The sequence below is a fragment of the Marinobacterium ramblicola genome (assembly GCF_019084545.1).
Classification (GTDB): domain Bacteria; phylum Pseudomonadota; class Gammaproteobacteria; order Pseudomonadales; family Balneatricaceae; genus Marinobacterium_D; species Marinobacterium_D ramblicola.
Window position 1 is genome coordinate 1 of the sequence record NZ_JAHREP010000023.1, and the last position, 11,916, is coordinate 11,916.

Here is an 11,916-nt window from a genome sequence, read left to right on the forward strand (position 1 = left end):
CGCTGCCCCAGGGCGTTGGTGACCTGGATGCGGCGACCGAACACGTCGTAGGCATGGGTGGTGCTGTTGCCTTCGCCATCCACCTTCTGCACCAGGTTGCCGACGCTGTCGTAGAAGCTGTACTGGCCGTTGCCCAGCGCATCGATCTCGGCGGTGCGGTTACCCAGACGGTCGTAGCGGTAGGTGGTGGTGTTGGCAAGCTGATCGGTCTCGGTCAGTTGCAGGCCAAGGGCGTTCCAGCTGCGGCTGGTGGTGCCGCCGTTGGCGTCGGTCTGTTGGGTGACGTTGTCCAGTACGTCGTATTCGGTGCGGGTCACCGCGCGGGCACTGGTGCCGTCGCTCTGGGTGGTCTCGGCGGCAAAGCGCGCCACCTCACGGTTGCGGCCATCGAAGACGGAGAAGGTGGTGATCGGGGTGCCGCTACGGTCGAGGCCGTAGTTCTCGGTGACCAGGGCGTTGCCGTTGCCATCGACGCCGAACTCACGCCACAGACCGGTCTGTGCGTTGGTGGCGATCTGCGCATCCAGGGCGTTGTACCGGTTCTCGGTGAAGTAGCCGGTATCGCTGCCGTCCATGGCCAGACTGTCGCCCAGGTTACCGGTGGCGGTGCCGGCCAGGGCCAGGTCGCCGAGGATGTCGCCGACCGGACCGCTGTAGAGGCCAGCGTCGACACTGATCAGGTTGTTGGCGTCGAGGGTAAGGGTGCCGTCGACCTCGCTGGCCTCGACCGCAACGGAACGGCCGGTGGTGAGGGTGCTCGCCTCGGCAGTATCGGCCCTGAGCCAGTCGACGATCACCTCGTCGCCGTTGGCATCGGTGTAGTAGAGCTTGAGGTCGTACTCGCCGGCCGGCAGCTGTGCCAGGGTGGTGGAGTAGGTATCGCCTGCGGCGCTCAGTACGATGTCGTTGGTGAAGTCGGTGCCGCTGCCGGCGTCACGCCAGGCCAGGTGAAGATCGCCAGCCATATTGGCGCTCTCGGCGGTACTCAGGGTGGTTGCGATATCGATATCGAAGCCGAGGCTGGTCACCGTCGGCGGCGTGGTGCTGTTATCGGTATCGAACAGTTCGGTCGAGGTGACAGTGGTGCTGTGCTCATCGGCAAAGGCGGTGCCGTAGAACGCACTGTAGTCGACGCTGCCGACCTCGGTGAGGTTGGCATCAACCAGCAGGCGATCACCGGACTCGCCGCTGCGGCTGGTGTCTACCCGCTGGCCATCGACGATCACCACCTGATCGTCACCGACAGCGGGAATGGTCCAGCTCACACCCTGCCGGGTGGTGACCGCGCCGTTGCCGACGACGATCTCGAAGGTATCGAGCACGGTGTCGTCGTTTTCACCGACGCCGGTCAGGGTGACGCTGTAGGTGCCCGCTTCCAGCGGGCTACTATCGCTGCCGAACGCCAGGCTGTAGGTGCTGTATCCCAGCCCGCTGTCCACGCCTTCGACACTGGCGTTACCGCTGGTGCCGTCGGCAATATCGGTGCGCTGCCAGGAGGCGGACAGGGTCAACAGGTCCGCGGCGATATCGCTGGGCAGGGTGCTGTCCAGCGCGAGCTTGTAGAAGGTATCGCTGCCGCTGATCACGGTGGATTCGTTGATGGTGGTGCTGATACCGGTGTGGCCGCCCTGGGCTTCAAAGGGGGTTTCGGTGCTGGTGTAGGTGCTGCCGACGGCATCCGCCCAGCTCACCCGGTACACCAGCTCCTGCGGGTTGTTGATGCCGTTGAGCGTCGCGGTATAGACGCCGTTGCCCTGGTCCACAAAGTCGACCGCGCTATTGGTGGCGCCGGGCATGCCGAACAGCAGTTGGGGGGTAGCCGTGCCGGGTTCGAACTCGGCGGTAACCGTCAGGCTGTTGGGGCCGGTCTGGGTCACGGCCACATCCAGCAACCTCGGCGGAAGGGTGACGACCTGCTCACCGCTCCAGGTCAGGCTGCCGGCGGCATCCTGCGTGACCACGCGGTAGTAGAGGCTGTCACCGGCGTTGAGGTTGTCGGTGGGCAGGGTGACCGACCCGCTGTCACTGAACCAGGTGCCCTGTACGCTGCTCTGGTTGGCGTAAGCGTTGATATCGGTATGGCTGAGGCTGTCATAGACCACATAGGACTGCACATTGGCATCGGTCGGCAGATCCCAGCCGATGGTCAGCCCGCCGTCGCCCAGGCCTAGGCTAAGGTTGCTCGCCGGTGCAGGGACGCTGTCCAGCTGCCCGGTGAACGCGAGGATCTGGTTGCCCGCCACATCGTACTCGTACACGGTACCGCTGCCATCGGGACCGATGGACTTGGTGACGTTGCCCGATGCATCGTAGCTGAACTGCTGGATGAAGCCGTCTTCGTCCACCGCTCGGGTGCGATTGCCGTTGGCGTCGTAGCCGAACTGCTGGATCAGGTCGTCGGCGCTGCCCTCGCCCATCAGTTCGGTCTGGTTGGCCAGGCGGTTGAGCGCGTCATAGATGCGATTGAGCTGCTGGTCGTTGACATTGCTGCCGACCAGTGCGGCAAAGTTGGTGGTGCCGTCCAGAGTGGACAGATCGATACCGGCATCGACGGTATTGAAGTGGCGTTTCGCCAGCGTCTGGTTGCCGTTGGCATCGTAGCCGAAGCGGCTGACCACACGGTTGCCGTCGATCACCGCCACCTGGCGATTGAGGGCATCGTAGTAGCTGTATTCGGTAAACTCCTGAACGGAACCGGCGGCCAGGGTCTTGCTCAGCTGGTTGCCGACGCCATCGTAGGTGTAGCGGGTAATCACCCGCTCCTGCACGGTGCTCAGCGTCGATGGATCGAACACCTCGACGAACGGAGATTGCTCTTCGATCAGGCGGCTGGCGGCATCGTAGAGGCGACTGGTCTGGTAGACGTCGCCGGCGGGCGGGGTCGGCAGGCTATCGGTTGTCAGACCGCCTGTATCGAGTCGCTGAGTATAGACACGCTGTTCCAACAGGTTGTCCTGCGTATCGTAGTCGAACTCGGTGAGGTAACCCTCCGGGTCCACCTGCGCGATAAGCCGGTCTTTGGCGTCGTAGTAGGCGACCGTACGATTACCGTTGCGATCGATGGTTTCGATCCGGTTGCCGAAGGCGTCATAGACAAACCGCTCCTCCGGTGTGACCAGCGCGGTCGTATAGGTGGGGCTGCCCGACTCGATGTTGGCCAGGGTGGTGATCTCTACCTGCGGATAGACGATACGGGTGACTCTGCCCCCAAGATCGTATTCGCGGTTGGTAACACGTGCCTCTCCTGCCGGAGCACCGGGGCGCACAAACGGATCGTGAGCACCGGCAGCAAGGCGTGTCATGTACCGGGTTTCACTGACCTGCTCGCCGGCGGCGTTATAGCCCCATTCACGGAGGGCATTATCGCCGTTGATCTCGGCCACCAGACGGTCATTGCTGTCGAAGTAGCGGGTGGTCAGGTTACCGGCCGCATCGACGGTCTGGATCTCGTTTCCGGCCGCATCGTAGCTGTGGCTCAGGGTGGGACGACGGGTTTCGAAGCCGCCATCGAGGGTGTAGAGGGTGACCTCCGGCAGGATCTCCTGCACCACACGGTTGTTGTTGTCGAATACGAACTCGGTGGTGTAGCCGTTGGCGTCAGTAACAGCGATCTGGTTGCCCACCGCATCGTAGGCGTAGAGAGTGTCGTTACCCAGGGCGTCGACCGTGCGCACCACCCGGTTGTTCAGGTCGTACTCGGTCCAGGTCAGGTTGTCGTTGGCGTCGGTCTGGGCGATGACGTTACCGGCCAGGTCGTAGCTCAGTGTCTGTACCAGATTGAGTCCGGCCGGATCGAACACCTCACGCACCAGGCGGTTGTTGAGGTCATACTCGTAAACGGTCTGGCGGACGGCGTTCGGGTCGCTGGGGTTGGTCAGCGTTTCACTGAGTTTGTTGTTGGCGCCATCGTAGGTGAAGGTGGTAACGGTGCCGTCCACATCGGTGAACTGCACCAGACGGTTGTCCAGGTCGTACTGGTAGAACAGATCTCGTGGTGAAGCGCTATTGGCGAACTGCGTCTCCTGCAGCAAGTTACCTGCGGCATCATAGATGTAGTTCGTTGTGCTGCCGTCGGATTCGATCCGCTGGGCCACACGGCTGTTGCCGTCGTATATCGTAGTGAAGCTGCGGTCGGCCGCGGATGTCGGCGGGACAGGCGCGGTCAGGTCGCCCACCGGCCCGCTGTAGCGGGTCATGTAGATCGTTTCGCCGGTGCGGTTGCCGGCGGAGTCGTAGCTGAAGCCGTTGATATAACCTTCGGCATCGTGGATCGCCACCAGGTTGTTGGCGCCGTCGAAGTAGTAACGTGCCACCCGGCCCAGGGCGTCGGTAACCTTGATGCGGTTGCCAAGGCTGTCATAGGCAAATTCGGTACGGTTGCCTTCGCCGTCGATCTCGGCGCTGACCCGATTGTTCAGGTCGTACTCCATGCGGGTGACACGCTCATCGGCGGTACCGGCCGCCAGACGCTGCACGGTCTGGTTACCCATCGCATCGTACTCGAACTCGGTACGTACACCGTAGGGATCGATATTCGCAGTGAGTCGGCCGTTGCCGTCGTACTCGAAGCTTCGATCGATCCAGATCTGAGTGACGCCATCGTCGCTTTGCAGGATCGATTCGGCTATGCGCAGACCGGTTTCGTCATAGGCGTTACGGCTGATCCCGCCCTCGGGTGTGACGGTTTCCAGCAGGCGGTTGGCCAGGTCGTAACTGTAGGTGGTGGTGCGCGGTGCCGTATTGGCCGCTTCGGTCATGCTGGTACGGTTACCGACCGCATCGTAGGTGTAGGCGGTGACATTGCCTTCGCCATCGGTGAGGCTGAGCATGCGGTCGGCGGCATCGTAGACAAAGCTGTTGCTCTGCGGGAAGGCTCGAGCCGCCTTGTCGGCGTCGTAACCGGCATCGCCGGCCTGTGGCAGATAGAGGCCGTGGGTAACAAGCAGCTGATTGCCGAAGGCATCGTAATCGATCCGGGTGCTGAACCCTTCCGGATCGGTAACCAGCGTCTGGCGATCGAGCAGGTCATAGCCGTAGGTCGTGGTACGGCTATCGCTGCCATCACCGAACGACTGGGTGGTGCTGATGATATTGCCGCGCAAGTCATAGCTGTTGGTGGTCAGCACATCGCCCGCGGACAGACTGCTGATCAGACGTCCGATGGCGTCGAAGGTGTTGGTTTGAACGCCGCCGTTGGCGTCGACGATCTCGGTCTGGTTGCCCAGCACGTCGTAGGTGTAGTGGGTGACGCCGCCCATCGGGTCGGTCACCTGAACCAGGCGGTTGTCCAGATCGTACAGGTAGAGGCTGTGCCGCTCCTGTCCGGGCAGCCCCACGGCCTGGATCGTTTCGACCTTGTTACCGACACCGTCGTAGCGGTACTCGGTGCGTACGCCTTCGCCATCGGTACCGGCGATCAGGCGGTTGTCGCGGTCGAACTCGAAGGTGTTGGTGCGCTGCTCCGGCAGGCCCGGTGCCAGAGTCAGGCTGACACGGTTACCGGCGCCGTCGTAGGTGGATTCGGTGCGCTCGCCTTCACCGTTGACCTCGGCGATGCGGCGATTGTTGCGGTCGTATTCGAAGGTCTCGGTGCGCTCTTCTGGCAGGCCGAGGGCATCGGTGCGGCTGACCAGGTTGCCGTTGCCGTCGTAGGTCAGGGTGCTGGTGATACCGATGGCGTTGGTCTGGCTGACCACACGGTTATTACCGTCGTAGACATAGCTGCTCAAACGCTCGTCGGTGGTACCCAGCGCTTCGCGGCGCTCGACCACATTGCCGTTGCCATCCAGCGTCAGTTGGGTCACCGTGCCGAGCGCATCGATACTTTGCACCAGGCGGTCGGCGGCGTCATATACGTATTCGCTACGGCGCTGATCGTCCGTGCCGGCCGCCTCGATCATGGCGGTACGGTTACCGCGCGCGTCGTACTCGAAGTCGGTGTGCACACCCAAGGGGCTGGTCTCGCGCACCAAGCGGTTGACGGCATCGTAGGCCATGGTGTCGGTTCGGCCGGTGTCGCCGACGAGCGGTGCGGGTGCGCCGTCGAGGGGAAGTGCGACCCGTTCGTCGTATTGGGTACGGCTGATGCGATTGCCGACCGCATCGTAGCGGTACTCGGTCAGATAGCCTTCCGCTGTGACCATAGCCACCTGGCGATTCACGTCGTCATAGTAGCTGTGGGTGATGGCCAGATCGGTACCGGCCAGGTCGCGGAACTGGCGGGTTTCCAGGCGGTTGCCTACCGCGTCGTAAACGAATTCGGTGCGATAGCCTTCACCGTCGATCCGCGCGGTAACGCGGTTGAGGCGGTCATATTCGAAGGCGGTGGTCTGATCTTCTGCACTGGTTACTGGTGTCGGCACTACGGCCGGATCGAGCGGCAGTGCCAGCGCCTGCATATGCAGGGTTTGGCTGACCACATTGCCGTTATTGTCATACACGAAGCTGGTGGCATAGCCTTCTGCATCCACCGACAGGGTGACTTCGTTGTTGGCGTTGTAGTAGGTGGTGCCACTGTTGCCACGGGCATCGGTGACCTGGACCCGGTTGCCGTTGCCGTCGTAGGCGTAAACAACCGTATTGCCTTCCGGGTCATCGATCTGCACGACGCGATTATCGGCATCGTAGGTATAGATCGTGGTGTTGCCGTTGGCGTCGGTGACCGCCGTACGGTTGTGGTTGGCGTCGTAAACGAAGCCGGTGGTGTTACCCTCGGCATCGGTCTGGCTGATCAGACGGTCATCCAGGTCGTAGACGAAGGTATCGGTAGCAGCATCGGCGGTATTGGCCGCATGGGTGATGCTGGTGCGGTTACCGACCCGATCAAAGCCGAAGTGGGTTTCGACACCGTTTGCGGCGACCTGACGGATCAGACGATCATTGTCGTCGTAGACAAACTGGGTAACCCGGCCCAGCGCATCGGTCTGGCTCAGGCGGTTGCCCACGGCATCGTAGGCGAATTCGGTAACCTGCCCTTCCGCATCAGTAACCCGGATCACGCGATCAACGGCATCGAACTCGGTGATCGTGGTGTGGCCGTTGGCATCGGTGGTTTCGGTACGATTGTAGACCCGGTCATAGCCGTGTTCGGTGATACCACCCTCGGCATCGGTCACCCGGCGCAGGTTGTTCTCGGCATCGTAGTCGAACAGGGTGATCTCTTCGTCGGCCGTACCGGCCGCAGTGCGCTGCTCGATCCGGTTGCCGCGCACATCATAAGAGAAGGTGGTAACCCGCCCTTCGGCATCGGTGGTGGCAATGCGGCGATTACCGGGGTCGTAATCGAAACGCGTCACGCCACCACGGGCGTCGATCAGACTGATGCGATTGCCGACACCGTCGTATTCGAAACGGGTCTCGAAACTCAGCGGATCGATGAGCTTGACGTTGCGATTGAGGGCGTCGTAGACGTACTGGGTGTCGTTTCCACGTCCGTCGGTGACACGCAGACGGTTACCCACGGCATCGTATTCGAAGCTCTGGGTATGGCCTTCCGGATCGGTCTGGGCAACAACACGGTTGTTCAGATCGTAAACAAAGGTACTGGTGCGGGCATCGCCCGTGCCGAATGCGCGGGTTTCACTCAACAGGTTGCCGAAATCGTCGTAGTCTCGATGCGTCACCACACCCAACGGATCTGTGGTGTCCGTCAGCCGATCGACACTGTCATAGGCGAACTGGGTTACCCGTCCCTCGGCGTCGGTCTGTGAGGTGCGGTTGCCGTTACCGTCGTAGCGGAACCCGGTCACTTGGCCAGCAGCATCGGTTCGCGTGGTCAGACGATTCAATGCGTCATAGGCAAAGTCGGTGGTGCGCCCCAGGTGATCGGTACGGGTGATCTGGTTACCCACGCGGTCGTAGGCAAAGTGCTGGGTATAGAGCTCACGCAGAGCGGTCTGGTCGGCGGCGCTGAGGTCTGCCACCAGCGCGGCATACCCCAGGTCCTGGCGCAGGGCTTGATACAGGGCCGCGTCACTCTCGGCCAGGGCGTTGCCTACGCCGTCGGTCTGGGCGATCAGCTGGTTGAATTCGTCGTAGGTAAAGCGGGTTGTCTGCGCTTCGCTGACATCGGATACCGTCACATGGCCATTGCTGTCGGCAGTGGCCTCCACACCGATCATCACGGCGGTGCGGTTGTGGCGGCTGTCGTATTCGAAGACGGTTTTGATGCCGTTGGCATCTTCGACCATGACCAGTTTGTCGTCACGATCAAAGGTGAATTTAGTGCTGTGGCCGTTCTCGTCGATCGTCTCGATCTCGTTGCCGTTACCGTCGTAGCGGTGCTCGACGGTGTAGCGCACCGGCTGCCCGGAGATCGGATCGATCACCTCCGGCAGAATCTCCCTGATCAGGCGATTGTTGCCGTCGTATTCGAATTCGGTGGTATGGCCGTTGGCATCGATAACCGCAACTCGATTACCCGGCGCATCGTAGGCGTATTGGGTAACGTTACCCTCCGCATCGGTCTGGGTAACCAGTTGATTTTCTTCGTCGTAGCTGAACTGGAGAATCTGGCGCTTCGCCGAGGGCAGTTGCAGACCGGCGATGATGTTGACCTGGTTGTTGTTGGCGTCGTATTCGATACGCGTAACATGGCCGTTCGGATCCGTTTGCTGACGGATCAGGTTGTTCTGCGTGTAAATGATGTCAGTGGTGAAACCGCGATTGTTGGTCGTGCTGATCCGGTTACCTTCAGCGTCATATCTGAAAGTTGAACTGTAGTGCACCGGGCTGCCGTTCTGGTCGGCCACTTCGGCACTGATCACCTCGACCAGCTCGCGTCGGGTGTTGAAGGTGTATTCGGTGCGGCGCCCCTCGGCATCGACGATGGCGGTACGATTGCCGGTGACGTCGTATTCGAACTGGGTAGTACGGTCCTGCAGCGGATCGGTCGCCGACGGATCGATGGTCGCGATCAGGTTGTTGTTCAGATCGTAGATGCGCGTAATGGTGTGGCCGTTGGCGTCGGTAACACTGGTGCGGTTACCCACGGCATCGTAGGTGTTGACGGTGGTATGGCCCTCAGGGTCTGTCACGGTCAACAAGCGATTGTCGGCATCGTAGGTGAACAGGGTGACGCCGCCGTTGGCATCGGTGAAGCGGGTCAGGTTACCGAAGTGATCGTAGTCGCTGAACGCCTGGTAACCTTCGGCGTCGGTGGTGCTGATATTGTTACCGAAACCATCGTAGGCGTAGGTGGTCACCTGCTGTTTCGCCGGATCGACCAGGTCGTTGGCGTCGAGAAACACGATGCGCTTGGTCTGGTTGCCGAAGCTGTCATACTCGTAGCGGGTAATATCACCGCCCGGATCACGACGCTCGATCACGTTCTGGTTCGCGTCGTATGCGAAGTAGGTGGTGTGCAGATCAAGAATTGCCTGGGCATCGGCGGCACTCAGATCCGCCACCAGCGCGGCATAACCAAGCTCGATGCGCTTACCCTGATAAAAAGCATCGTCGCTTGTTACCAGCGCATTTCCCATCGCCGAGGTAGTAGAGGCAACCTTGTTAAATGCGGTGTAGGTAAAGGTGATCTCGTTGTCGGCATTATCGATACGCTTGAGCAGGTTGCCCCGGTCGTCGTATTCGAAATGAGTGGTATAGGCTTCGAGAATGAAATCGATCTCGGACTGCGTGAGACTGGACACCAGTTTGCCGTTACCTGCCCCATCGACGATCCCCAGTTCGGCACGCAGGGTGCGGAAGTAGTCGCTATCGCTGTTCGCCGCTGCCCAGCCATTGCTGTCGGTCACGCTGATCAGGTTGTCCTGATCGTCGTAGGCATAACCGGTATGGAAGCCCTGCTGATCGACAACCTCGGTGATGTAGCCGTCGTCCCGGTAGGTGTAGGTCAGCGCGTGGGCTTGGCGGATACTGTCGACCTGTGACTGAAATCCGGGGTCGGTCGCTGCCAGGTTCGCGTCGTAGGTGGCGTAGTAGCCGTTTGCGGTACGCCACTCCACATATTGCTGGTCGTTGGAGTAGGCACGGTTATTACCCAGCGCATCGACGACCGTGGTGCTACCGCCGAGAAAGAACTTGTCTTCGCTTGTAGTGCCATCAGAGGTCGTTGCACCGTCGCCATGCTTAAAGTGCCCTTTACCGTTGCTGGTCGTATGACCCACACCATTGCTGGTGGTCGATGGATTCACCAGCTCGAAATCATAATCAAAGGTCGTGATCCCGCCGGCGGCATCGGTAATCGAGGTAACGACCTGCGCCGTCGCCTGATTGTTGCCTCGCCAATTGACCGTGTCGTAGGTGAAGGTCAGCTCGCGGTTGTCGTAGGTTTCCAGTTGACCATCAACCACCTGCTCGTTAGGCAGAACGATACGCTCGAGGAAGCCGTTATTGGTATAGAAGTACTGGGTGCTATGACCGTAGCGATCGATCACTTCAGACAGCAAGCCGCTGTCATAGTGGTATTCGACCAGCACACCTTCGTTCTCATCCGTGACCTGGAACAGCTGACCGCTCTGATAGATGTAATTGAGCACATGCCCCTGGTCATCCAGCACCTGAATCAGCCGGTCTGATTCGTAGACGTAATCGACTGTCACGCCATTGGTGTCTTCCAACTGGAGCAGATGACCCTGGCTGTCGAATTTCAGCACCGTCTGGTCCGAGCGGGTCAGGATATACGACGGCTCGTCGGTACCGTTGGTACCCAAATCTTCGATGGTTTCAAAAGCACCAGCCCCGTCAGTAGAGACATACAGACCGGTAGCGCTGTCAAATTGGTAATCGTAGAAGGTACCGTCGCCGTACTCGACCTCAAAGTATTGCGTACCGCCATCGTTGCGCACATTGAGCCTGACCGTAGTGGAAAAGGTCCAGCGGGCATCCTCATGCTGATGCGCATCGCTGGCACGACCGCGCACGTTGTAGGTTCGCGTCAGAAAGTAATCATCGCCGAGACTCGGCAGGAACACATCCTGCTGCTGAATGACCAAGTTGCCGTTGGAGACGTTAACGAACGGTTGCTCACCGTGCCCCGGTTCGTTATTCGACGTGCGATCGTTTCGATCCAGCAGCGCCAGTGAAGTGTTCTGAAGTCCGGTTTCGTGTCCACTCACAATAACCGTCATATCCATTGCTCCTTGGTACTTGAGTCGAGTCTCATGCGCATATTGGTTGGCATACAGTCCATGCTCATCCCGCGAAAACTGCAGGTGCCTGTCGCCGTTATTGGGAAGTTATCCACGCGAGAGGAATTTCGTTTAGGCCTTGATCAAAAAAATTTTCGGCTCCGGCGTGTGCCTGACGAACATAAAAAAGCTGTGATATAGTCCGACCGAAATCTGATGACGGATCACGGAATTAATCTTTTAAGGACAGTCAATGAACGCCTCCTCACTCAACGCGCAAGAGCTCATGCATCTGGCCCTTTACGCCAGTGAAAACGACACCCCCGATAAGGCCATTGATCATCTAAAGCAGCTGCTCAAGATCGAGCCTGATAACGGCAAGGCGCTTTATCTTCTTGGGGCGCTGCATGCGGAAATTGGTATGCATGATCTTGCGGTAGAGGAGATGGCCCGGGCGCTTGAGCTGGACGCCCAACTGCCGGATACCGCCCGCTTTCAACTCGGGCTACTCCATCTGACAGCCGGCAGAATCGACGATGCCGAAGAGACCTGGAAGGGACTAGAGGTACTCGGCACCGAGCACGCCCTGCACCTGTTCAAGACCGGTTTGCTGCATATGGTCCGCGATGAGTTTCAGGAGAGTGCCGAAGCGCTTCGAGCGGGCATCGAGCGCAATAGTTTCAGCGAAGATTTGAACAACGACATGAGGCGCGTACTGCGGGATGTGGAGAATGCTGCTGGCAGTGAGTCGAGCAAACCGGCAGACTCCGGTGACAGTCAGCGCATGCTGCTCTCCATCTACGAAAAGCAAGAGCATTAAAGGCGTTGC

The 11,916-nt window shown here is 60.0% G+C and carries 2 protein-coding genes; one reads left to right on the top strand and one right to left on the bottom strand.

Annotation, left to right across the window (positions count from 1 at the left end; translation table 11 throughout):
• On the bottom strand, positions 1 to 11,087 hold an 11,087-nt coding region (locus tag KQ940_RS16675; protein WP_217414918.1), incomplete at its 3' end, for a hypothetical protein.
• A 253-nt stretch (positions 11,088 to 11,340) separates the two neighbouring features.
• Here KQ940_RS16675 and KQ940_RS16680 point away from each other — a divergent pair.
• Positions 11,341 to 11,907: a tetratricopeptide repeat protein gene (locus KQ940_RS16680; RefSeq protein ID WP_217414919.1), complete on the top strand. Its 567-nt coding sequence runs from the start codon at positions 11,341 to 11,343 to the stop codon at positions 11,905 to 11,907.
• Positions 11,908 to 11,916: the final 9 nt, after the last annotated feature.